At 40.2% G+C, this 23,563-nt stretch carries 27 protein-coding genes; all 27 read left to right on the top strand.

Annotated elements, in window-relative coordinates:
* Nucleotides 1-5: 5 nt before the first annotated feature.
* Complete coding sequence (gene flgD / locus IOC57_RS03765) at nt 6-641, top strand: flagellar hook assembly protein FlgD (RefSeq protein WP_207437473.1); 636 nt, start codon at nt 6-8, stop codon at nt 639-641.
* A gap of 11 nt (nt 642-652) precedes the next feature.
* Nucleotides 653-1,039, top strand: coding sequence for a TIGR02530 family flagellar biosynthesis protein (locus IOC57_RS03760; RefSeq protein ID WP_207437472.1), 387 nt, complete (start codon nt 653-655; stop codon nt 1,037-1,039).
* A gap of 72 nt (nt 1,040-1,111) precedes the next feature.
* A complete protein-coding gene (locus IOC57_RS03755; protein ID WP_207437471.1) occupies nt 1,112-2,377 on the top strand; it encodes a flagellar hook protein FlgE in 1,266 nt (421 codons plus the stop codon).
* 49 nt (nt 2,378-2,426) lie between these two features.
* The gene (locus tag IOC57_RS03750) at nt 2,427-2,642 is read left to right on the top strand and encodes a flagellar FlbD family protein (RefSeq protein WP_207437588.1); all 216 of its coding nucleotides are present in this window, start codon (nt 2,427-2,429) and stop codon (nt 2,640-2,642) included.
* The gene (fliL, locus tag IOC57_RS03745) at nt 2,639-3,067 is read left to right on the top strand and encodes a flagellar basal body-associated protein FliL (RefSeq protein WP_207437470.1); all 429 of its coding nucleotides are present in this window, start codon (nt 2,639-2,641) and stop codon (nt 3,065-3,067) included. The genes IOC57_RS03750 and fliL overlap by 4 nt, the downstream gene beginning before the upstream one ends.
* 52 nt (nt 3,068-3,119) lie before the next feature.
* The gene (fliM, locus tag IOC57_RS03740; RefSeq protein ID WP_207437469.1) at nt 3,120-4,118 is read left to right on the top strand and encodes a flagellar motor switch protein FliM; all 999 of its coding nucleotides are present in this window, start codon (nt 3,120-3,122) and stop codon (nt 4,116-4,118) included.
* Nucleotides 4,108-5,325, top strand: a complete 1,218-nt coding sequence (gene fliY, locus IOC57_RS03735) for a flagellar motor switch phosphatase FliY (RefSeq protein WP_207437468.1) — start codon at nt 4,108-4,110, stop codon at nt 5,323-5,325. Before fliM ends, fliY begins: the two co-directional genes overlap by 11 nt.
* Before the next feature lie 17 nt (nt 5,326-5,342).
* Nucleotides 5,343-5,705 (top strand): chemotaxis protein CheY, encoded by a 363-nt coding sequence (cheY, locus tag IOC57_RS03730; RefSeq protein WP_125161940.1) that lies wholly within the window; start codon nt 5,343-5,345, stop codon nt 5,703-5,705.
* 15 nt (nt 5,706-5,720) lie between these two features.
* Nucleotides 5,721-6,386 carry a flagellar biosynthetic protein FliO gene (locus IOC57_RS03725; RefSeq protein WP_207437467.1) on the top strand — a complete coding sequence of 222 codons (666 nt, stop codon included), beginning with the start codon at nt 5,721-5,723 and terminating at the stop codon, nt 6,384-6,386.
* Nucleotides 6,383-7,048 carry a flagellar type III secretion system pore protein FliP gene (gene fliP, locus IOC57_RS03720; RefSeq protein WP_207437466.1) on the top strand — a complete coding sequence of 222 codons (666 nt, stop codon included), beginning with the start codon at nt 6,383-6,385 and terminating at the stop codon, nt 7,046-7,048. Before IOC57_RS03725 ends, fliP begins: the two co-directional genes overlap by 4 nt.
* 14 nt (nt 7,049-7,062) lie before the next feature.
* Entirely contained in the window at nt 7,063-7,332 is a 270-nt protein-coding gene (fliQ, locus tag IOC57_RS03715; protein WP_207437465.1) for a flagellar biosynthesis protein FliQ, read from the top strand.
* Between the two features lie 3 nt (nt 7,333-7,335).
* Nucleotides 7,336-8,112, top strand: a complete 777-nt coding sequence (gene fliR, locus IOC57_RS03710; RefSeq protein ID WP_207437464.1) for a flagellar biosynthetic protein FliR — start codon at nt 7,336-7,338, stop codon at nt 8,110-8,112.
* Nucleotide 8,113: 1 nt separating this feature from the next.
* The gene (gene flhB, locus IOC57_RS03705; RefSeq protein WP_207437463.1) at nt 8,114-9,196 is read left to right on the top strand and encodes a flagellar biosynthesis protein FlhB; all 1,083 of its coding nucleotides are present in this window, start codon (nt 8,114-8,116) and stop codon (nt 9,194-9,196) included.
* A 40-nt stretch (nt 9,197-9,236) separates the two neighbouring features.
* A complete protein-coding gene (gene flhA, locus IOC57_RS03700) occupies nt 9,237-11,273 on the top strand; it encodes a flagellar biosynthesis protein FlhA (RefSeq protein ID WP_207437462.1) in 2,037 nt (678 codons plus the stop codon).
* Entirely contained in the window at nt 11,270-12,427 is a 1,158-nt protein-coding gene (gene flhF / locus IOC57_RS03695; RefSeq protein WP_207437461.1) for a flagellar biosynthesis GTPase FlhF, read from the top strand. The genes flhA and flhF overlap by 4 nt, the downstream gene beginning before the upstream one ends.
* Nucleotides 12,411-13,277: a MinD/ParA family protein gene (locus tag IOC57_RS03690; RefSeq protein ID WP_207437460.1), complete on the top strand. Its 867-nt coding sequence runs from the start codon at nt 12,411-12,413 to the stop codon at nt 13,275-13,277. Before flhF ends, IOC57_RS03690 begins: the two co-directional genes overlap by 17 nt.
* A gap of 10 nt (nt 13,278-13,287) precedes the next feature.
* A complete protein-coding gene (locus IOC57_RS03685) occupies nt 13,288-14,385 on the top strand; it encodes a protein-glutamate methylesterase/protein-glutamine glutaminase (RefSeq protein ID WP_207437459.1) in 1,098 nt (365 codons plus the stop codon).
* Nucleotides 14,386-14,406: 21 nt separating this feature from the next.
* A complete protein-coding gene (locus IOC57_RS03680) occupies nt 14,407-16,449 on the top strand; it encodes a chemotaxis protein CheA (RefSeq protein WP_207437458.1) in 2,043 nt (680 codons plus the stop codon).
* A gap of 107 nt (nt 16,450-16,556) precedes the next feature.
* Nucleotides 16,557-17,012 (top strand): chemotaxis protein CheW, encoded by a 456-nt coding sequence (locus IOC57_RS03675; RefSeq protein WP_207437457.1) that lies wholly within the window; start codon nt 16,557-16,559, stop codon nt 17,010-17,012.
* A gap of 4 nt (nt 17,013-17,016) precedes the next feature.
* A complete protein-coding gene (locus IOC57_RS03670; RefSeq protein WP_207437456.1) occupies nt 17,017-17,655 on the top strand; it encodes a chemotaxis protein CheC in 639 nt (212 codons plus the stop codon).
* The gene (locus IOC57_RS03665; RefSeq protein WP_207437455.1) at nt 17,648-18,151 is read left to right on the top strand and encodes a chemotaxis protein CheD; all 504 of its coding nucleotides are present in this window, start codon (nt 17,648-17,650) and stop codon (nt 18,149-18,151) included. Before IOC57_RS03670 ends, IOC57_RS03665 begins: the two co-directional genes overlap by 8 nt.
* Nucleotides 18,152-18,276: 125 nt before the next feature.
* Nucleotides 18,277-19,041: a FliA/WhiG family RNA polymerase sigma factor gene (locus IOC57_RS03660; protein ID WP_207437454.1), complete on the top strand. Its 765-nt coding sequence runs from the start codon at nt 18,277-18,279 to the stop codon at nt 19,039-19,041.
* 238 nt (nt 19,042-19,279) lie between these two features.
* Entirely contained in the window at nt 19,280-19,903 is a 624-nt protein-coding gene (locus tag IOC57_RS03655) for a DUF6115 domain-containing protein (RefSeq protein ID WP_207437453.1), read from the top strand.
* 154 nt (nt 19,904-20,057) lie between these two features.
* Entirely contained in the window at nt 20,058-20,771 is a 714-nt protein-coding gene (gene rpsB / locus IOC57_RS03650; protein WP_034313644.1) for a 30S ribosomal protein S2, read from the top strand.
* Nucleotides 20,772-21,079: 308 nt separating this feature from the next.
* Entirely contained in the window at nt 21,080-21,964 is an 885-nt protein-coding gene (gene tsf, locus IOC57_RS03645; protein ID WP_207437452.1) for a translation elongation factor Ts, read from the top strand.
* Between the two features lie 125 nt (nt 21,965-22,089).
* A complete protein-coding gene (gene pyrH / locus IOC57_RS03640) occupies nt 22,090-22,812 on the top strand; it encodes a UMP kinase (RefSeq protein WP_034313639.1) in 723 nt (240 codons plus the stop codon).
* A 3-nt stretch (nt 22,813-22,815) separates the two neighbouring features.
* Nucleotides 22,816-23,373: a ribosome recycling factor gene (gene frr / locus IOC57_RS03635; protein ID WP_034313637.1), complete on the top strand. Its 558-nt coding sequence runs from the start codon at nt 22,816-22,818 to the stop codon at nt 23,371-23,373.
* Nucleotides 23,374-23,563: the final 190 nt, after the last annotated feature.

Here is a 23,563-nt window from a genome sequence, read left to right as displayed (position 1 = left end):
AAAAAATGACGACTATCGATCCGTCACTATTATTATCAAATTCTCAAACTGAAAATAGAAAAACCGGGGATGCATTGGGAAAAGATGATTTCTTGAAATTATTGCTTACCCAGCTTCAAAACCAAGATCCGTCAAGTCCGATGGACAACACGGAATTCATCGCCCAAATGGCCACTTTTTCTTCTCTGGAGCAGATGATGAATATGGGCACCCAAATGGAAGAAATAATCGGGATCAATCAACAAAATAGTTTAATGAACTATAACTCTTTTGTCGGAAAGGAAGTCACTTGGCACAAATTGGATGAGGGTGATGATGACATTGCGATAGAAGAAGGGACAGGCATCGTTAAGTCGATCCAATATAAGGGTGATGGTGTTTATTTTCTTTTAGAAGATGGCACGAAACTTGAACCCGCAAATATTTCAGCAATGAAACAAACCAGTTCTACGTCGAACAGCTTGACGGCGGCAAGTGAATTAATAGGCAAGCGCGTTTCCTGGATGGATGAAAAAAGTGAAGAGTCGTCCGCTGTCGTAATCTCGGTATCCATGAGTAAAGGCAAGCTGCAAATTGAAGTGGATGATGAAGACAACACCAAGCTATCATCAGAGCAATTGATAAAAATCGCTGAAGCTTAAGGGGCTGGAATATGAATCAACTTGGTTTTCAAGCAAATTCCGCTCAGCTGATGTCACAAACAAAATTACACATGCGGCAAAGGCAGATGATCCAACAAGGCTTTCAACAGCATTTTCAAACTGCTGTCTCCATAAATGAAAAATTGACCATTAGTAAACATACTCAATTGCGGATGAGTCAGAGGAATATAGAAATAGGACCACAAACCTGGGGGAAAATAGCTGATAAAACCAATGAGGCCAAAAAGATGGGGGTAACCGAATCTCTTATCATTATAGATAATGCGGCACTCATAGTAAGCACGAAAAACAACAAGGTCATCACGGTCATGGACAGGGATGAAGCAACATCACAAATTTTCACGAACATCAATGGAACCATAATTTTAGATAAATAGGCTGGACCTGAAACAGGAAGCCTAGACTGCGGAATGACGGAAGCAGTCGTTATATGAAAGGGGAGCTTTTATATGCTTCGTTCAATGTATTCGGGAATAAGCGGATTAAAAAACTTACAAACAAAATTGGATGTTATCGGTAATAACGTCGCCAATGTCAATACATATGGTTTTAAAAAAAGCCGTGTGACATTCAGCGATGCGATGAACCAAACGGTATCTGGCGCAAGTGCAGCCACAGCCAATAAAGGCGGAACCAATTCTAAACAAATTGGATTGGGCTCCACAATTGCTACAATCGATACGATCCATACACAGTCAAGCCTGCAAACCACCGGCCGTGATCTTGATTTAGGCCTATCTGGTGATGGCTATTTCGTCGTCAAACAAGGCGATTCTCTTTCATATACACGGGCAGGAAACTTTTATTTGGATGATAATGGTACGCTAGTTAACGCGAATGGTTTGAAAGTACAGGCTTACAAGGTTGATGAAAACGGGAAACGATCAAAAACGATTGGCGACGTCGCTGTTAATGTCAATGCTATTTTACCTGCCATATCCACTACTAAAATACCAGTAAGTGGGAATCTGTCTGCTGACGCAATTGATGGTACCGTATTTAGCCAGCAAATGAAAGTTGTGGATGAAAAGGGGAAAGAACAAACGGCAACTATTTATTTCCAAAAAACAGGTGATGATAAATGGGAGCTTTTTGATGAAGAACCTGCTGCTTTGGGAGATACATCAACTACTAAACCTAAACCGTTCACTTCGGTGAATTTCGATGATAATGGTCAGATAGTGGCAGCTGATAAAACCCAGGCAGGTCAAACCATTAATATCTCAAGCGGCAAAGAGGATGACTCTGATACACCAGTCGATGAAAGCGTTCAAAAAGTTAAATTGGATTTTGATTTCTCGAACCTTACTCAAGTTAAAGGTTCCACCACTGCTCTTGTCAATCCGAATGGTAATAAAGAAGGTAAACTGGAAAGCTTTAATATTGGTTCTTCAGGGGAAATAAATGGCGTTTATTCCAACGGTTTGATCACAACCTTAGGCCAACTTGCTGTTGCTAAGTTTTCCAATGCATCAGGTTTGACGAAAACGGGTGGTAATACTTTTCAGGAATCCATCAATTCAGGTACTGCAAACATCAATATCGCAGGGGAGGGACGAGGTGTGATTGCATCAAGTTCTTTGGAAATGTCCAATGTGGATTTATCTGAAGAGTTTACTGAAATGATCGTGGCGCAACGTGGTTTCCAGTCGAATTCCAGAATCATCACGACGTCGGATGAAATTTTACAGGAATTGGTTAACTTAAAACGATAGGTTAAGGGAGGGAGGAGCCGGGTGCTTTTTGCTCTGGCTCCTAAATATCATTATCAAAGTCACAAGGCTCAATGGAAAATGCTTTCATATCAATGCATTGTACATAGAAACAGTCGAGTCATTGCCAGATACGACCATCACTTTTACAAATGGTAAGAAAATCGTTGTGCTAGAGAAGGAAGAAGAACTGGTTGAAGCTATTATACAATTTTATCGTACCGTAAATATTCTTGGTTTTCGTAAGGATGTGGAGGAAAGTTCATGAAAAAAAATCTATTGACTATTATGTTGATTATACTCGTGGCTATAACGCTTGTAGGTGTCATAGCGGTCATGGTTGTGACAAAGTTATCTGATCCCACATCTGCCGAAGATAAACCAAGCATTGACGAAATTGTTGAATCATCAGTTGAGATCCCTGAAATTACTACGAATCTTGCCGGCAATGATTATATCAAAATCTCATTTATGGTCCAAACAGAAAATAAAAAAGCAAAAGAAGAGTTGGAAAAAAGAAATTTCCAAGTGAAAAATATCATCATTACCGAACTATCCGAACTGAAAGCGGAAGAGTTAACCGGTAAAAAGGGCAAGGAAAAGCTTCAAGGAACGTTAAAGGCTAGAGTGAATGAATTAATGGAAGAAGGAAAAGTAGAAAAGGTTTATATAACCTCCTCGATTCTGCAATAAGAACATCCTTGCTTCATTAAATAAGAAGGGGAAGTTTTGGAGGTGAGTGTTAATGTCCGGGGAAATATTATCGCAAAATGAAATCGACGCTTTGTTATCGGCCATTTCCACAGGCGAAATGGATGCAGATGATTTAAAAAAAGAAGAAGTAGAAAAAAGAGTGAAAGTATACGACTTTAAAAGGGCGCTTCGGTTTTCAAAGGATCAAATACGCAGTTTGACTAGGATACACGAGAACTTTGCAAGACTGCTGACCACATACTTCTCTGCTCAGCTTAGAACATATGTCCAAATATCCGTTGCTTCGGCAGACCAAATACCATACGAAGAGTTCATCCGATCGATTCCGAAAATGACCATCCTGAATGTTTTTGAGGTACCGCCCTTGGATGGCCGAATCATTCTTGAGGTCAACCCGAATATAGCTTATTCCATGATGGATCGTGTTTTGGGCGGACGGGGCATAAGCGTGAATAAGGTTGATAGTTTAACGGAAATAGAAACGAAAATCATGTCGAACTTATTCGAGAAGGCTTTTGAAAATTTACAGGATGCTTGGGGAACGATTGTTGAAATCGAACCGGTGATGACAGAGTTCGAGGTGAATCCGCAATTTTTACAACTGGTTTCGCCCAACGATACTGTTGTGGTCATTTCCTTGAATACACAAATCGGCGAAACGAGCGGAATGATTAATGTTTGCATTCCTCACGTCGTATTGGAACCGATCATACCAAAGTTATCTGCTCATTATTGGATGGAAAATTCCCAAAAGGAAAAAATCCCAGAGGAAATCATGATTTTGGAAAAGCGTATCCGAAACGCAGACCTTCCCATTATTTCTGAGCTTGGTTCTACTGACATCACCATCCAGGATTTTTTGCTGCTTGATGTTGGCGATGTCATCGATTTAAATAAGGCAATCGATGAACCTTTGACGATTACAATTGGAGGGATTCCAAAATACAGCGGGCAGCCAGGAAAAGTGGGAAAAAAACATGCTGTCCAGATTCTTGATATTTTGAAAGGGGGAGACGAAGATGGTAAGTGATGGAATGCTTTCGCAAGACGAGATAGATGCCCTTTTAAAAGGTACAAGTGATATAGAAGATGAGGTGATCCCACTCTCGATTGACGATTATTTATCAATGATGGAACTCGATGCCCTCGGTGAAATTGGTAATATCTCCTTCGGAAGTTCGGCCACTGCCTTATCCACTTTGTTGAATCAGAAAGTGGAAATCACCACCCCGACGGTTACCTTAATAGAACGGGGACAGGTCGCGGAAGAATTCCCGCATCCATATGTAGCGATTCAAGTGCAATATACAGAAGGTTTTTCAGGTATAAATATGCTGGTCATCAAGCAGAGTGATGCTGCTATCATTGCAGATTTGATGCTTGGAGGGGATGGTGAGAACCCTTCTGACCTGCTTGGAGAAATTCAATTGAGTGCTGTCCAGGAAGCCATGAACCAAATGATGGGTTCTGCTGCTACATCCATGTCGACCATTTTCAATAAAAAAGTGGATATTTCTCCTCCTAGCATAGATTTACTTAACTTTCTAAATGGTGAAGGGGAAAATGCGATACCGGACGAGGATTTATTTGCAAAAATCTCATTCCGTCTCCGTGTCGGCAACTTAATTGATTCCAGTATTATGCAATTGTTGCCATTAGAGTTTGCTAAAGGGTTAGTTTCTGAATTATTAAAGGGGACAAGCGAAAGTGGACCTACCGATATGAAATCGCAAAAAGTATTTAGTGATACAGTAACAAGCGTTCCAACTCAGGAGCCGGCACCTTTCCAGGACGCCCGGTCTGATCGATCGGCTAATGAAACTTATGGGCAAGGTGGCCACCAAACCCAGCCTGCGAACCAAATACCGAATGTACCACAACATATTGGGGTTTCATCCGTACCAACAGGACAACCAGTAAATGTTCAGCCTGCCAGTTTCACTAGTTTTCAGCCTTATCAGCTTCAGGAGTCTGAAACAAAAAATCTCAGTATGCTGATGGATATCCCTTTGCAAGTAACTGTGGAGCTTGGAAGAACGAAACGTTCCGTCAAGGATATTTTGGAGCTTTCCTCCGGATCGATCATCGAATTGGATAAATTAGCAGGAGAGCCAGTTGATATCATGGTAAACAGCCGCTTGATAGCAAAAGGTGAGGTAGTGGTGATTGATGAAAACTTTGGAGTGCGTGTTACGGATATCATGAGTCAAAGTGACCGATTAAATAAAATAAGATAATTTGGGGGACGAAAATAATGGCTAATAGAATATTAATTGTGGACGATGCAGCATTTATGAGAATGATGATAAAGGATATCCTTTCTAAAAATGGTTTTGAAATAGTCGGGGAAGCAGCAGATGGCGCCCAAGCAGTGGATAAATATAAGGAAACCCTTCCTGATCTTGTAACGATGGATATTACCATGCCTGAAATGGATGGAATTACGGCATTAAAGGAAATTAAAAAGGTGAATCCTCAAGCCAAGGTCATTATGTGTTCAGCGATGGGGCAGCAAGCCATGGTCATTGATGCGATCCAGGCTGGTGCAAAAGACTTTATCGTGAAGCCATTCCAGGCAGACCGGGTATTGGAAGCCATAAATAAAGCATTAAGTTAAGAGGGTGTCTTCATATTGTTTTTAATTAAAAAATGGCTTCAGGTCTCACTGATGATAGCAGTATTCTTAGCTGGGGCTATACAGGCCCATGCTGAAGATCTTGAAAAAACAGTGAGGGATGTATATGAACAGCCAGTTGATTTAAAGGTGGATAATGATGAATCAAAAGACTCGAAATCTGTCAAACAGGCTTCGAATACTGACAAAGTGGGGATAACTGTTTGGGAGTTCCTGAGGATGATAGTTGCTACTATTTTTGTAGTGGCGCTTCTATATATCCTATTAAAATTCATCAATAAAAAAAGTAAATCGTATCAAAGGGCAAATTCAGTGGAGAATTTAGGCGGTACGAGCCTTGGTGCAAATCGTTCTGTGCAGCTTGTTAAAGTCGGCGGGCGAATATTGGTGATCGGGGTTGGCGAAAATATTCAGCTCTTGAAAGAAATAGATGACCCCGAGGAATATGAACAGCTTTTGAAAGACCACAACAATAAGATCGATCAAATGATCCAGCCTGGGGAATTTGCTATGAAGTTGAAAAATAAGTGGTTGAAGGAAAGCGGATCCGAAACAGAAACCGCTAGTTTCTCTGCAGAGTTCAAAAATCAACTTGATCAAATGTCTAATAGCAGGAAAAATCTGTTAAAGGAGCTTGGTAGGAAAGGAAGAGACAAGGAATGAATGAGTTCATGGAGTTTTTTAATAACAGTGATCCCACGAATGTCTCTACCTCTGTCAAAATCGTTCTTCTAATGACTGTCTTATCGTTGGCTCCAAGCATATTGATCTTGATGACCTGTTTTACAAGAATCATCATTGTTCTAAGCTTTGTGAGAACGTCGCTAGCTACCCAGCAGATGCCCCCGAATCAGGTGTTGGTCGGCCTGGCACTCTTCATGACATTCTTCATAATGGCACCGACTTTTCAGGAAGTGAATGAAAAGGCATTAACCCCGTTATTTAATGAAGAGATAGATTTAGAAGAGGCATATGTACAGGCTTCGATACCTTTTAAGGAATTCATGAGTGCCCATACAAGGCAAAAGGATCTGGCGTTATTCTTGGAGTATGCCAAGGTGGATAAGCCGGAAACGATACAGGACATACCCTTGACTGCCTTTGTACCAGCTTTTGCTATCAGTGAAATCAAAACAGCTTTTCAAATAGGTTTTATGATTTTTATTCCATTTTTGGTTATTGATATGGTCATTGCAAGTGTCCTGATGTCGATGGGTATGATGATGTTGCCGCCAGTCATGATTTCCCTGCCATTTAAAATCCTCCTTTTCATTCTTGTTGACGGATGGTATTTAGTAGTGAAGTCTTTATTACAGAGTTTTTAAGCAGGTGAGAAAAAATGAGTGCAGAGATTGTTATTGATATAGCAGAAAAAGGAATTTATATGGTATTGATTATAGCTGGCCCATTGATGGTAATCGCTCTTATTGTAGGACTATTAGTAAGCATCTTTCAGGCGACTACACAGATTCAGGAACAAACCCTGGCATTTGTTCCAAAAATTGTCGCGGTCTTATTGGGACTCATTTTATTGGCTCCATGGATGCTGAGCCACCTATTATCATATGCAAATGAAATATTCGGTAATCTGAATCGATTTGTAGGGTAGGGTATGGAGGAATTATTTCCGCATTTTCCCGCCTTTTTATTAATTGTAGTCCGGGTCACTACGTTTTTCGTGGCCATGCCGATTTTTTCGTACCGTTCAATACCGGTACAACATCGGGTAGGGCTTGGGATCCTCCTGGCCTGGATCATGTACTACACCATCGATGCTCCGGTTCTGGAATTGGATGTCACATTTTATTTATTGATCATGAAGGAAGCGCTGGTTGGGCTTTTTATCGGGTTTGCCGCTTATATGATCTTATCGGCCATTCAAATCGCTGGCGGATTGATTGATTTTCAAATGGGTTTTTCAATAGCGAATGTCATCGATCCCCAAACGGGGGCACAAAGCCCATTGATGGGACAATATCTTTATACAATTGCTTTATTATTCCTATTGAGTACTAACGGCCATCATTTACTTTTGGATGGAATTTTTTATAGTTATCAGTTCATTCCAATTGACCAATTATTTGTACCATTCGGGGATCATACACTGATAGAATATTTGGCCAAAACTTTCAGCAAAGCTTTCATGATTGCTTTTCAAATGTCCATACCTGTAGTGGGAAGTATTTTTTTAGTGGATGTCACGCTAGGGATCCTTGCCAGGACAGTCCCTCAATTAAATGTGTTCGTTGTCGGGATTCCAGTGAAAATCATAGCCGGCTTAGCGGTTATCATTCTGGTAATGGGGTTGATGATGACGGTCGTAACCCAACTCTTCAATTTCTTGCTTTTGACTATGCGTCAACTAATGCAGTTGATTGGAGGCGTTTGAAATGGAGAGTTTTCAGCTGGATTTACAGTTTTTCGCTGGTGAGAAGACCGAAAAGGCGACTCCAAAAAAACGTCAGGATTCGAAGAAAAAAGGTCAGGTGGCAAAGAGTCAGGATGTAAATACCTCTGTGAACTTAATTGCAGTGTTTTCAGTGCTATTGCTTATGGGGCCATACATGTATAATCATCTGCTCGGTCTCATGAAAGAATACTTGCAACATTTTACCTTGACTGGTTTCAACGAGGAGAATATGCAAATTATCATGATTGAGGTGTTAAAGGAGATGGGTCTTATCCTAGGGCCCATTTTCGCAGCAGCGGTAGTGGCTGGGGTATTGGCAAATGTCATGCAAATCGGTTTATTGTTTTCGACTGAATCCATTCAGTTCAAACTTGATAAATTGGATCCTATTAAAGGATTCAAACGTATTTTTTCAATGAGGGCCATTGTTGAATTATTGAAATCCATTCTTAAAATATCATTTGTTGGTTTTGTTGCCTTTTATGTACTATGGCAGCGCATGGACGAGATTATGGTTTTATCACAGATCTCTGTGGAAGAAGCGATGGCAACATTGGCGGATATTACGATTAAAGTAGGGTTTTATGCGGCCGTGGCTTTATTGTTCATTGCTCTTTTAGACTATTTGTACCAAAAATATGACTTTGAAAAAAACATCCGGATGTCCAAACAGGATATCAAGGATGAGTATAAAAATTCAGAAGGGGACCCGCTCATCAAATCCAAGATAAAGCAAAAGCAAAGGCAGATGGCCGCTCAAAGAATGATGCAGGAAATTCCCAATGCGGATGTCGTCATCACTAACCCGACGCATTTTGCCATTGCTTTAAAATATGATGAAGAAAAAGCTGAGGCTCCGTATGTAGTGGCAAAAGGCGTTGATTTTGTTGCTCAGAAAATTAAATATATTGCTAAAGAAAACGATGTGATCATGGTGGAAAATCGGCCTTTGGCAAGGTCTTTATATGATCAAGCTGAATTAGGCGAAGCGATACCTGAAGAGTTCTTTAAGGCGGTCGCTGAAATACTGGCCTTTGTATATAAAACCAAAGGTAAACTGTAAAGAAGTAATAAGGCAACAGGCTAGTTAGGAGAGAAAAAACATGCGGGCAAGGGATTTAATCGTTATATCGAGCGTCATCATGATCGTTGCCATGTTGGTCATTCCATTGCCAACATGGTTGTTAAGTATTTTACTCCTTTTAAATATCTCTCTTGCATTGCTGGTTCTATTGACTACGATGAATATGAAAGAACCCCTCGAATTTTCAATCTTTCCTTCCCTGCTCCTTTTACTGACATTGTTCAGACTGGGGTTGAATGTTTCGACGACTCGTGCCATTTTGACCTACGGTGATGCTGGAGGAGTTGTAGAAACCTTTGGGTCGTTTGTAGTCGGCGGCAACGTGCTTGTAGGATTAGTTGTATTCATCATATTGGTCATCATCAATTTCATCGTCATCACGAAAGGTTCCGAACGGGTCTCCGAGGTAGCGGCGAGGTTTACGCTCGATGCGATGCCAGGGAAACAGATGGCCATAGATGCAGATTTAAATGCTGGAATGATCTCCGAAAACGAAGCACGTGCCAGAAGGGAAAAAATTAGTAACGAAGCAGACTTTTATGGATCCATGGATGGAGCGAGTAAGTTTGTTAAAGGGGATGCGATAGCCGGCATCATCATTGTCATCATTAACTTGATTTTCGGTATGATCATTGGCGTCATGCAATTGGACATGAGCTTTGGAGAATCAGCTGTCCATTTTTCCATGTTATCGGTTGGTGACGGTATCGTGAGTCAGGTTCCTGCTTTATTGATTTCTACAGCTACGGGAATAGTCGTAACCCGGGCAGCCTCGAATGGAAATCTCGGAGCGGATATTGTTGAACAGTTATTTCAATTTCCCAAAATGCTTTACCTAACAGCAGCAACCATTTTCCTTTTAGGGTTATTCACTCCCATTGCCGACTTATTCACCATTCCGATTGCTGCTTTATTAGTCATTGGAGGGTATACAATTTCAAGGATACCGAAGCAGGACGAAAGTGAAATACAAGAAATGGAAGAAGTGCTGGAAACTGATGAAATGAAAAGTCCAGAAAGCGTCGTTAACCTTTTAAGTGTCGACCCTATCGAATTTGAGTTTGGATATGGATTGATTCCGCTTGCGGATCCCAATCAAGGGGGAGACCTGCTGGACAGGGTCGTCATGATCCGCAGGCAGCTTGCAATTGAATTGGGGCTCGTGATCCCTGTCGTCAGAATACGTGATAACATTCAGTTGAATCCCAATGAGTATCGCCTGAAGATTAAAGGAAGTGTCATGGCAAAGGGGGAATTGCTCCTTAATCATTTCTTGGCCATGAGTCCAGGGATGGAGGATGATTCAATAGAAGGAATCGATACGATAGAACCTTCTTTCGGTTTACCGGCCAAGTGGATCACGGATGATATGAAAGAACATGCAGAGATGTTGGATTATACAGTTGTAGACCCGCCAAGTGTTGTTTCCACTCACTTGACGGAAGTCATAAAGGCCAATGCGCACGAATTATTGGGCAGGCAGGAAACGAAACAATTGATTGACCATCTCCACGAATCGGCACCTATATTAGTAGAGGAAGTCACTCCGAATCCTTTGTCTATAGGAGATGTACAAAAGGTATTGGCAAAATTATTGAAGGAAAAAGTTTCAATAAGGAACTTACCTATCATTTTCGAAACACTTGCTGATTATGGCAAGTTATCGACTGACACAGATTTGCTTACTGAATATGTAAGGCAGAATTTAGCCAGACAAATAACGAATTCTTTTATTTCGGATGAAAATAGAATTAAAGTCATAACATTATCGGGGAAAGTGGAAAAGACCATCGCGGATAGTGTACAGCAAACCGAACATGGTAATTTTTTATCATTGGATCCAACTATATCTCAATCCATATTGGAGGCTATTGCAGCCAAATTGGAAGAGCTGACCCTAATGGATCACCAACCGATCTTACTCTGCTCTCCAGCAGTGAGGATGTATGCCCGGCAATTAACTGAACGTTATTTTCCTAATGTACCGATTCTTTCATACAATGAACTTGAATCTAATGTAGAAGTACAAAGTGTAGGGGTGGTGAATTTCAATTGAAGATAAAGAAATATTTGGCACCATCAATGAACGAGGCAATGAAGCGAATAAGGGAGGAACTAGGCAGTGATGCTATAATCTTAAGCTCAAAGGCTGTATATACTGGTGGTTTCTTAGGATTATTCAAAAAGAGGAATATTGAAATCATTGCAGCCATAGACCCCGTGTCCCAGCCTATCCAAAACGTAACCAAACAAAAATCGAAGAAGTTGCCATCCAAGCTGGAAATCGCAAGACATGCCCCTGGACCTGATAAAGGCAATAGGGAAAGTACAGACTTATTAAAGGAAATCGAAGGTTTGAAGGGTATGCTAAGTAGTTTGCAAATCTATTCACCTGATATAAAATTTCCGGGGAAACTGCAGAAAATCCACGAATACCTAACCGATCAGGAAGTGGAAATATCACTTAGGTCTCAAATCATGGATGAATTACTTGAAAAATGGTTCGTTTTTAAACAAAAAGCCACTGATGAAGAGGTTCAAGTTTGGTTGGAAGAAACCATGCTTGCTATTTTGGAAAAGGTTGAAAATGGAAAACCCGGGCTGCGAAAAAAGTATATTAATATTGTTGGCCCAACAGGTGTGGGAAAGACAACGACCCTGGCAAAAGTAGCTGCGGAAACCATGCTTAAGCATGATAAAAAGGTGGCTTTCATTACGACGGATACGTACAGGATTGCTGCAATAGATCAACTTAAGACATATGCCAAGATCTTAAACGTTCCAATTGAAGTCGCATATAATTTGGAAGACTTCAAAAGGGCGGCTGAACGGTTCTCCCATTATGATTTTGTTTTTATTGATACGGCCGGAAGGAATTTCCGTAACCCGCAATATGTTAAGGATCTTAATGAAATCATCCATTTTACAGATGAGATGGAAACCTATTTAGTTTTGTCATTGACTTCTAAACAAAAGGATATGGAAGATATTTATCGACAGTTTGCTACCATACCGATTAAACAGGTCATTTTTACAAAAGCGGACGAAACTTCCACTTTTGGGTCGGTATTCAATTTTATACACACTCATAAATTAGGAGTCGCCTATATAACAGATGGACAGAATGTGCCGGACGATATTGAAATAGCCACATCATCATTGCTATTGGAAACGGCTTTTGGGGCTAAAAAATATGAAAGATCAAGCTGAGAATTTACGAAGAAGATTGGAAGCCCGCCAAAATCAATCAATGGCCAAAACGATTGCCATTTTAAGCGGTAAAGGTGGGGTGGGAAAATCAAACTTTTCTTTGAATTTTTCCATTGCCTTATCCCAAAGAGGCAAAAAAGTACTGTTGTTCGACATGGATATCGGTATGGGGAATATTGATATTTTGATCGGGGAGCACTCGCCCTGCAGTATTATTGATTTTTTTGAAAAAGATTGTAGTTTGAAGGATATCATCATGGCAGGACCAGGAAATATTTCAATCATTACAGGTGGAACAGGGGTGGCGAATCTCTTTTCACTTGATGAAGATAAGTATACTCGTTTTAATGAGGAATTCAGTTTATTATTGGCGAATTACGATTATATCTTATTTGATATGGGTGCAGGCATCAGTCAGGATTCTATGAAATTTTTGTTATGTGTGGATGAATTAGTCGTTATCACGACGCCTGAGCCTACTTCTATAATGGATGCATATTCCGCAATGAAATATATTCATTCAGTAAATAACGAGATTCCATTGTTTCTAGTTTGCAATCGTGTTTTAACGAGTAAGGACGGCAAAGAATCGATTAAGCGGCTCCAAAATGCACTGGTGAAATTTTTGGGTTTGGAAACTGTAGCACTAGGGTATTTGCCAGATGATAGAACCGTACTCAAAGCTGTTACTAGACAAATGCCCTTTCTCCTTTTTGATTCTGAAGCTGATGTATCCAAAGCCATTATGGATATCGCCTCGAGATATGCAAATCATTCATTTGGTGAAGAATTGACTTTGCAAAAAAGCCATTTCCTCCAAAATATGAAGAGATATTTTTTTGGAAAGTAGGTCTCCTAATATGGGTAAAGTAAAAGTGCTGATAGTGGACGATTCTGCGTTTATGAGAAAGTTGATTTCAGAGTTTTTAGCAGAAGATAGCAGGGTGGAAGTAATCGGGACTGCCAGGAATGGAAGAGATGCCATAGACAAAATAAAGGCTTTAAAACCCGATGTCGTGACTTTGGATGTGGAAATGCCGATTATGGACGGATTGGAAGCATTAAAACGGATCATGAATGAATGTCCAACCGCTGTAGTTATGTTATCAAGCACAACGAAAAAAGGAACGGAAAATACATTTGCCGCCATGAACAGTGGAGCCTTTGACTTTGTCGCTAAACCTTCGGGTGCCATTTCTTTGGATTTACATAAAATAAAGATAGAACTCAATGAAAAAGTTATGGCTGCCAGCAGGGCAAATGTTCACAAACTGAAAAAAAATGCGAGGAATATGGAAAGAAGTCCATCCGTTTGGGGAAAATATAGTAAAATAGATTCAATTGAATCGTTAAATAACGTAAAAAATAAAAAAAAATGGTCATATGGGCATAGAAATATAATAGTCGTCGGTGCATCAACAGGTGGACCGAGAGCTCTGCAGACCGTTTTGACAGGACTCCCAGAAGGAATAGATGCTCCCATACTCATTGTTCAGCATATGCCCCCCGGTTTCACAAAATCCTTGGCAACACGCCTGAATTCATTATGTAAGATTAAAGTGAAGGAAGCTGAAGACGGAGAACTGATTCATAAAGGTGTCGCCTACATCGCACCTGGAGGTTTTCACTTGAAAGTGAGGAAAGTCGGAATGAGCTGGGCAATCCTTTTGGATCAATCCGAATTGCGTAATGGACATCGTCCGTCGGTTGATGTTTTATTTGAATCGGTAAGTGAAATGAATGATTTTGCGAAAATAGCCATCATCATGACCGGAATGGGGATGGACGGGTCAATGGGACTTACCAAGCTTAAACAAAAGGGTCCATTAAAAGCGATAGCCGAATCACAGGAGACATCGATCGTTTTTGGTATGCCTAAGGCGGCAATCAATACCAAGTTAATAGATAGCATAGAGGATGTAGAGGAAATAGCTAAAGCGATAATAAGCTATTGTTAACACGTGGAGGTGTGAGATTGTATGGATATGAATCAGTATTTAGAGGTATTTATAGAAGAAAGTAAAGAACATCTTCAAACGTGCAACGAACAGTTGCTGGTACTCGAAAAGAACCCGGAAGACCTCTCGATCGTAAACGAAATCTTTCGTTCCGCCCATACGTTAAAAGGGATGTCGGCAACTATGGGGTATGAGGATCTAGCCAATTTAACTCATAAAATGGAGAATGTGTTGGATGCGATCCGAAACAGTCAAATCGCTCTTTCTCCTGAATTGTTTGACGTGATATTTCTAGCGGTTGATGATTTAGAGGCGATGGTCATGTCCATTGCTGAAGGTGGAGATGGAAAAAGAAATGTGACTGGGGTTGTCCGTAAGCTAGAAATGATTGAAAAAGGGGAGTCGCCCGTTTCTTCCACCATTACAGAGATTGCAGCAGCTTCTGCCGTCCTTGAAAAAGAGGAAATGACTGGGGGAGAGTACGATGAATTTGAATGGACAGTACTTCAGCAGTCCAAAGATCAAGGCTTTAACAGCTTCGAAATTTCGATAAGGTTGCGTGAGAACTGTCTTTTAAAAGCTGCCCGGGTGTTTATGGTTTTCGAGGTGCTTGAAAAGTCAGGTGAAGTGATCAAGTCAAACCCACCCGTCGAACTTTTGGAAGAAGAACAATTCGATCAGCAATTTACGGTCACGATGGTAACTACAGAATCGGGTGAAGAGATAAAGAAAAAAATTATGAAGGTTTCCGAAGTGGATCAAGTTGCTATAAATGCCCTAGATCTTGAAGGCTTGCGGCATGCAGCCAATTCTACAGAGGATAAAGTTGCTGAAATTCCGGAACAAGAGAGAAATAATGCTTTGCTTCCAACTGATAATGATGAAAAGAGAAAACAGGCACCCGTTAAGCTGGCATCCAGCAAAACCATTCGGGTGAACATTGAGCGTCTTGATATATTAATGAACTTATTCGAGGAACTAGTAATCGATAGAGGCAGGCTTGACCAAATTTCTAGTGATTTGGATAATCAAGAATTGCATGAAACAGTTGAAAGAATGTCCCGTATAACAAGTGATTTACAAACAATCGTATTGAACATGCGGATGGTGCCCGTGGAAACTGTATTCAACCGTTTTCCTAAAATGGTTCGTCAATTGGCAAGGGATTTAAACAAGAAAGTCAATTTGGAAATCAAGGGTGCTGAAACGGAACTTGATCGAACAGTCATTGATGAAATCGGTGATCCGCTCGTCCATTTATTAAGAAACGCCATGGATCATGGAATTGAAACACCTGAAGAACGTTTGGCGAAAGGAAAGAATGAAGAAGGTAAAATCCTGTTAAAAGCATATCACAGCGGCAATCATGTTTTCATTGAAATCGAGGATGACGGTGCAGGCATCAATAAAGACCGAGTCCTGAACAAGGCGCTATCCAATGGGATATTAACTAAGGAAACTGCCGTTACCCTAACGGATAAGCAAATCTATGAACTGATATTCGCTTCTGGTTTCTCAACAGCGGAAACCATTTCAGATGTATCTGGACGCGGTGTGGGGCTTGATGTGGTTAAAAATACTATTGAGTCCCTCGGTGGATCTGTCACGATCGATTCCAAAGAGAATGAAGGATCCATCTTCCTTATTCAGCTTCCGCTTACATTGTCCATTATTTCTGTCATGCTGGTTGCAATCCAAAACGAAAAATATGCCATACCGCTTTCTTCCATCATAGAAACAGCAATCATAAAAAAAGCAGATATCATGAATGCCCATAATCAACAAGTTATTGACTTCAGGGGGAAGGTTCTACCGCTTCTGTTCTTGAAAGATATATTTGAAGTGCCTATCAGTCAGGAAGAAGAAGAGTCCTTCTCTGTGGTCATTGTACGAAAAGGGGATAAGTTAGCAGGATTAGTCGTTGATTCATTTATCGGGCAGCTGGAAATCGTGCTGAAATCACTAGGGAATTATTTAACCAGTGCATTTGCAATATCGGGGGCAACGATACTTGGTGATGGTCAAGTTGCTTTAATCATAGATTGCAACACATTGATTCATTGAATGATAGATAAATGGGGCAGGATGATGGGACGTTGGTTCGAACGTGTCGCTTCAGATTTCATCAAGACTTCGCAATCATCATGAGATTTTTAAAAGGAGGGGAATAGATGTCGCAGGATATGAAAGTAATCGTATTTCAAATTAAGGATAAAGAATATGCGATTCCTGTGGATAAGGTAAGTGGTATCGAAAAGCTACTGCATATTACCAGAGTTCCAAAGGCTGTTAAATTTGTTAAGGGTGTCATAAATTTAAGGGGTGTAATCACTCCAATTATTGATTTACGGGTTCGTTTTGGTTTCGAAGAGGTGGAATACGATGAATCAACAAGGGTTATCATCGTCATTCTGGATGATATGGAAGTTGGGTTAATAGTTGACTCAGCCAATGATGTTTTGGATATTCCAATGGAGAGTATCGAACCTCAGCCTGAAGTTGTGGGACATATGGCTTCAGAATACATTAGCGGAGTGGCTAAAATTGAAAAGCGGCTGCTCGTCCTAATTAATTTGGAGAAGGCCTTACGTCTAGAAATGACTGAAAATATGTTAATAGAAGGATAATGATATGTCGTTCATTGAGAAAATCAACCCTCTTCAACTCGATATTTTGAAGGAAATCGGAAATATAGGTGCCGGGAACGCAGCAACTGCGCTTTCTGCCATCCTTGATAGGAAAATTGATATGAATGTTCCTAACGTCCGAATCGTTTCCTTTGATGAAATGATGGAAATGGCTGGCGGGTCCGATCACATCGTTGCCAGCGTTTTCCTTAGAATAGAAGGTGATGCTTCAGGGAGTATGTTTTTTATCCTTTCGCTACCTGTAGCTGAATACTTGATTCGTAAGATGATTGGTGATGAAACCTTTTTGATAGATTCCGCACCTTATACTGAATTGGCACTCTCTTGCCTTCAGGAATTAGGGAATATCTTATCGGGATCCTATCTCTCTTCCCTTTCTGATTTCACCCGATTGAATATCTATCCATCCGTGCCATCCTTGAGCATCGATATGGCAGGGGCATTGATTAGTTACGGATTAATGGAATTATCTCAAGTAAGTGACGCAGCCATCGTCATTGATACTGTACTTGAAAAAGACCAGCTTTTTGCTGACTCCATTTATGGTCATTTCTTTCTATTACCTGATCCCGGATTTTTTGATATTATTTTTTCCGCTTTGGGAGTGTCACCTAATGACTGAATTGTTAAAGGTACAGGTTGTTAAGGTTGGAATAGCGGGAATGAATATAATAAAACCTCCTTATACGATTCGTACCACCGGGCTGGGGTCGTGTGTTGGTGTTGTGATTTATGATGAAAAAAAAGAAATTGCAGGTTTGGCCCATATCATGCTGCCTGACTCTTCACTAGCTAAATCGGGGCAGATAAACGCTGCCAAATTTGCAGATACGGCGATAAGGGAATTAGTGCAGAGCTTAGTAAAAGGAGGTGCAAGAATGCCATTCCTAAAAGCGAAGTTGGCTGGCGGAGCGCAAATGTTTCAATTTGCCTCCGGAGGGGATTTAATGAGAATAGGGCCCCGGAATGTGGAAGCTGTCCGGAAAGAGTTATCTGACTTGCGCATTAAAGTCGTTGCCGAAGATGTTGGCGGGAATTGCGGAAGAACGATTGAATTCAATTTAAATGATTGTTTGCTAAATATACGGACTGTTACAAAAGGGACTAAAAACATATAGGATCGGATTTGGCTTTTGAAAAGCCAAAAATATGACAGGGACACTTGCAACCGTATTATTATTGCATTTATGGCTTTGGGGCCGTTTTGATTACAAATTGTATAACAATGTTAGGAGGATGTCCAATGTCTCATCTGACCATCGAAGAAGAGCAGTTATGTTGGAAAAATTGGGTGGATTGCAGAGATCCGCTAGCCGGGGACATTTTGGTAAAGAAATACATACCTCTCGTATCGTACCATGTTCAACGTATTTCAGTAAGTCTTCCTAAAAATGTGAGCCGGGATGATATAAGGAGTTTAGGGATGATGGGGTTATTCGATGCCCTGGAACGTTTTGATACGAAGCGTGACCTGAAGTTTGACACATATGCTTCATTTAGAATTCGGGGTGCTATTTTAGATGGACTAAGAAAAGAGGATTGGCTTCCACGGAGTGCAAGAGATAAAGCCAAGAAAATTGAATCTGCAATAGAAAAGCTGGAGCAGGAATACATGAGGAACCTTTCACTCAATGAGATTGCCGCCGAATTGAATATCCCGGAAGATGAAGTGTATGCTGCATTGAATGAGAATTTCTTTGCCAATGTACTATCAATGGATGAAAATCCTCAAGATGACGATAAAGAAAGCGCGAATTTTCATATTAAAGATGAAAAGGCGGATTTACCTGAGGAACATGTGTTAAGGGAAGAACTGTATGTGGAATTAGCCAAAGTCATAGAAACCCTTAATGAAAAAGAACAGCTGGTTTTACAGCTTTTTTATAAAGAAGAACTGACATTAACCGAAATCGGACAAGTGATGAGCCTATCCACGTCCAGGATATCCCAAATTCACTCGAAAGCGATATATAAATTAAGAAACACGATGCAAGATCTAAAGATTTGAAGAGGGCTAGGGAGTCTGGGAAGTATAAAGATTGAACGAATAGAGCCACTATATGCCAACTTCAAAGAATTCTTACGGCTACCCGCTTCAAAAAATGTTTCGAAATCACAGAATGTTCGAACTGTACTTTGTTAATAAGAGCAAAGAGAAAGTAACCAAGAATAAAACAACAGTGAAAAAAGATCCCCATCCGTATAAAGGTAACAGGATGGACTATTCCGGTTAATTAGGAGGCAACATGTCAGCATTTTTTATATTTCTGTTGTTTGTATTAAACATATTCACCATTTTTGCCATCATCATTTTATATCTTCGTCAAAATCGTTTAAGTAAATTGGAAAAAGATCAAAAAGCCATCATTGGTGAAATGGAACAACTTTTGTCTGGGTATATAATGGAGATGAAAGAGGACAACGAGACATTGGTAAAGGCATTCACTAATTCGGTGGCAATGGATCCTATGAAAGGGCAAAAAGGACAAGAACATGGTTTCATCAAAGAAACAATGAACGATAAAGAACAAAACATGCTGTTAGAGTATAAAGAGGGAAGCCATGCGGCCCAAAAGCAAGTGATTAATTCCTATAAAATAATGCCTGAAGAATATGGGGCCAATGCATTACCCGTAACAGTCGAGGACACATTGGAGCTTTCATCGGCTGCCACTTCCCCTCAAAACGAGGGGAAGCCGGCTGGCGTGAAATTTTCGGATATGTTGAAGGCTTCGTTAAATGGACAGTCATTAAATGAAAAAGTGAATGAGTTAGCGGATCAAGGACATTCAGTAGAGGAAATCGCCAAAAAGTTAGGTTGCGGTCAAACGGAGATAGAGTTATTACTAAAGTTTCGCATGAATAGATAAAGATATCTCTTGATTGTGCGGAGCCATTATGATATATTATGAAATGGTGTTAATACACACGTCCCGTGATTCTTGCAGATGGTGCTGTTACGACAGTTTCTGTATGAAAATGATCGGTGCGGAGGAAAAACAAAACCATTTAGGAGGAACTAAAATGTCAGTCATTTCTATGAAACAATTGCTTGAAGCTGGTGTGCATTTCGGACACCAAACACGTCGCTGGAACCCGAAAATGAAGAAATATATCTTCACTGAGCGTAACGGCATCTACATCATCGACCTTCAAAAAACAGTTAAAAAGGTTGAAGAAGCTTATAACTTCGTGAAAGAACTAGCTGCTAACGGTGGTACTGTTCTTTTCGTCGGAACTAAAAAACAAGCTCAAGAATCTGTTAAAGAGGAAGCTATCCGTTCTGGTATGTACTATGTAAACCAACGTTGGTTAGGTGGAACTTTAACAAACTTTGAAACAATCCAAAAACGTATCGCTCGTCTTAAAGATATCGAAAAAATGGAAGAAAACGGAACTTTCGAAGTGCTTCCTAAAAAAGAAGTTATCCAACTTAAAAAAGAATGGGATCGCTTAGAGAAATTCCTAGGCGGTATTAAAGATATGAAGACTCTTCCAGATGCGATCTTCGTTATCGACCCTCGCAAAGAGCGTATTGCTGTTGCGGAAGCACACAAATTACACATTCCACTTGTTGGTATCGTAGATACAAACTGTGATCCTGATGAAATCGATGTAGTTATTCCTGCGAATGACGATGCAATCCGTGCTGTTAAATTATTAACAGGTAAAATGGCAGATGCTATCTTAGAAGCTAAACAAGGCGAAGAAACAGCAACTGAAACAACTACTGCTTAATAAGTAAAAAAAGGTTGCTTATTCAGTAAGAAAAAAGGTGATAAGAGGATAATGCCTTTTATCCCTTTTTTTTGCACTAAATAAACATACATAAAATCACTGTACGCTTTTTATAAAAAAAGGTATGGGTGATTTTTAAGGGAAGAAAACCATCAGCTAGTTTAGTTCCGTCAAAATGACTGAAAAAGTGGATGCTTTTCCTGAAATATTGTCAAGGGCCGTTATTTTCTTTGGCGATAACAAGTATTTTTTGGCAATAATGGGTAAAGATTGAATAAACTGCATTTAATTTGAGGAGGATATATATTATGGCAATCACTGCACAATTAGTTAAAGAATTGCGTGAAAAAACGGGTGCCGGTATGATGGACTGTAAAAAGGCACTTGTACAAACAGAAGGCGATATGGAAAAGGCAATTGATTTCCTACGTGAAAAAGGAATTGCAAAAGCTGCTAATAAAGGCGACCGTATTGCTGCTGAAGGTTTAACTTCAATCGTGGTAGAAGGAAACCAAGCGGTTATTCTTGAAGTGAACTCAGAAACTGATTTCGTTGCTAAAAACGAAGGCTTCCAAACTCTTGTTAAAGAATTGGCTGCATTCCTTCTTTCTAACAAACCTGAAAGCGTTGAAGCGGCTCTTGAGCAAACAATGGAAAATGGAGCAAAAGTTGCAGATCATATCAATGCGGCTGTTGCTAAAATCGGGGAAAAATTAACTCTTCGCCGTTTCCAAGTCGTTTCTAAAACAGATAACGACGCATTTGGTGCATACCTTCATATGGGTGGACGTATCAGCGTACTATCAGTTCTTGAAGGTACAACTGACGAAGAGGCAGCTAAAGGCGTTTCAATGCATATCGCTGCAATTAACCCTAAATATATCTCTCGCGACCAAGTGGATGCTAGTGAATTAGAACGCGAACGCGAAGTCCTTACACAGCAAGCGCTTAATGAAGGAAAACCAGAAAAAATCGTTGCGAAAATGGTTGAAGGACGTATCAATAAATTCTACGAAGAAATCTGTGTTAACGAACAAGCTTTCGTTAAGAACCCTGATCAAAAAGTGGGACAATTCGTTGAATCAAAAGGCGGAAAAATCCAATCATTCGTTCGTTATGAAGTAGGGGAAGGTCTTGAAAAACGTCAAGAAAACTTTGCTGAAGAAGTAATGAACCAAGTTAAAAAAGACTAATTGTCAGATAATTAATAATGGGGAACACTCTTGTGTTCCCTATTTTTTGAAATATCATGAATTTTTGGTAGTATTGCAAGAAAGCATGATGAACGAATGAAAAGATTACATAGTTGGAGGTTCTCATGAGTAACGCTAAATATAAACGTGTCGTTCTAAAACTAAGTGGCGAAGCATTAGCCGGTGAAGAAGGATTTGGAATTAACCCTGCAGTAATTAAATCTATTGCTGAACAAGTCAAGGAAGTGGCTGAGCTTGATGTGGAAGTAGCTGTTGTTGTCGGCGGCGGAAACATTTGGCGCGGGAAAATAGGCAGTGAAATGGGCATGGATCGTGCTAATGCCGATTATATGGGGATGCTGGCTACAGTCATGAACTCATTGGCATTACAAGACAGTCTTGATCAGCTTGGTATTGAAACGCGCGTGCAGACTTCCATTGAGATGAGACAAGTCGCAGAACCTTACATTAGACGCCGTGCAATCAGGCATCTAGAGAAAAAGAGAGTGGTGATTTTTGCTGCTGGTACAGGTAATCCATACTTTTCAACGGATACCACTGCCGCCCTGCGTGCTGCTGAAATTGAAGCCGATGTCATCTTGATGGCGAAGAATAATGTGGATGGCGTTTACAATGCAGATCCGGTTAAGGACAAAAATGCAGTGAAGTATGATAAACTTTCCTATCTTGATGTGATCAAAGAAGGGTTAGAAGTAATGGATTCAACTGCGTCCTCACTATGCATGGACAATGATATTCCATTGATCGTCTTCTCGATCATGGAAAAAGGTAATATTAAACGGGCCGTTTTAGGTGAAACGCTTGGAACGATTGTAAGGGGGAAATAAACGATGCCGAAACAAGTTATTTCGAATGCGAAAACGAAAATGGAAAAAGCTATTGGAGCGTACACACGTGAATTAGCAAGCATCCGTGCCGGAAGGGCAAATGCCTCATTGCTTGATAGAATCTCGATTGATTATTATGGTTCGCCGACACCGGTTAATCAGGTGGCTGGTATTTCTGTCCCAGAAGCTAGACTTTTAGTAATTCAACCATATGATAAAACGGTATTGGGTGAAATCGAAAAGGCGATTTTGAAATCAGACTTAGGCTTAAATCCTTCTAATGATGGATCGATCATCAGGATAGCCATTCCTGCGTTAACTGAAGAGCGCAGAAAAGAGCTAGTGAAAGTTGTGAAAAAAGAAGCGGAAGAAGCAAAAATAGCTGTCCGTAATGTGCGTCGCGATGCTAATGATGATTTGAAAAAGCTTGAAAAAAGTGGTGAAATCACGGAAGATGATTTACGAGGCTATGCTGATGACATCCAAAAGATGACAGATGGCAATATCACGAAAATCGACGAAATTACAAAAGATAAAGAAAAAGAAATTTTGGAAGTATAATTACCATTGAAGAATTGATTAAATAAAGAGGGCCGAATCCATACTGGGTCATGTCTTGGTTCTAACATATAGGTGTGCTTAAAGGAGAAAACTGTTATAATAAGGTTTCTCCGATAATGATTGCTCCTTGAGTTAGTATGTTGCATGCAAACGTTGGAGGTGGTCCTTTTTTTGCATTTTTCACGGTAAT

Source organism: Bacillus sp. SD075 (assembly GCF_017355165.1).
In the GTDB taxonomy this organism is placed as follows: domain Bacteria; phylum Bacillota; class Bacilli; order Bacillales; family DSM-1321; genus Peribacillus.
This window is presented reverse-complemented; position numbering and strand designations above follow the sequence as displayed.